We start from the raw sequence: 905 nt of genomic DNA on the forward strand, positions 1-905 counted from the left end.
ACCCAACCCTCCGACCTAGGCCTCACAGAACCCGGACACCCCCTCCTCGGCGCAGCCATCGAACTCGCCGATGGTTCGGCGGTGTTCACTGGCCGCCTGTCGCTCGCCACGCATTCGTGGCTGGCGGAGCACGCGGTCTGCGACACCGTCCTCGTGCCGGGCGCCACGTTCGTCGACCTCGCTCTTGCTGCCGGCGCGAAGCATGTCCAGGAACTCGTCATCAGCAGACCTCTGATCGTTCCGGACAAGGACGGCGTCCAACTCCGGGTCGAGATCGGCGCACCCGACGAGACCGGCAGCCGCACCATCGACATCCACTCGCGGATCGGCAACAAGACCTGGACTCACCACGCCACCGGCTCCGTCACCGACGAACCGCACCTCGCAACCACGCAGCCCGCCGCCTGGCCGCCGGCCGATGCGCAGCCCCTCGACATCTCGGGTTTCTACCAGGACCTGGCTGACCTCGGTTACGGCTACGGTCCGCTCTTCCAAGGCGTGCAGGCCGCCTGGCGCGACGGGGACAGCATCCTCACACAGGTCGCCCTTCCCGAGAACACGAACACTGACGGCTTCGGCATCCACCCCGCACTACTCGACGCAGCGCTGCACGGCGCGCTGCTGGCGGAGCAGGACCAGTCCAACGGCACCGTACGCCTGCCCTACACGTGGACCGGCGTGAGCCTGCACGCCACCGGCGCCACATCCCTGCGGGTGCGCCTCACGGTTGTCGACGAAGAAACCCTCGCGCTCACCGCCACCGACCCCACCGGCGGCCCGGTCGCCACCATCAACGCTCTGACGACACGCAGGGTCACCGCCGACCAGATCCTGCCCGCCGACACGAAGGACCGCTCCCGCCGGCCCCAGCATCTCTACCACCAGGCATGGACACCGGTCACCGC

Annotated in this window: 1 protein-coding gene; it reads left to right on the forward strand. The window is 68.8% G+C overall.

Annotation, left to right across the window (positions count from 1 at the left end; all coding sequences use genetic code 11):
* Window positions 1–81: 81 nt before the first annotated feature.
* The coding region (locus KGA66_RS29235; RefSeq protein ID WP_312887120.1) for a polyketide synthase dehydratase domain-containing protein at window positions 82–905 on the forward strand (824 nt) is incomplete at its 3' end.

This window comes from Actinocrinis puniceicyclus (assembly GCF_018283645.1).
Taxonomy (GTDB): Bacteria; Actinomycetota; Actinomycetes; order Streptomycetales; family Catenulisporaceae; genus Actinocrinis; species Actinocrinis puniceicyclus.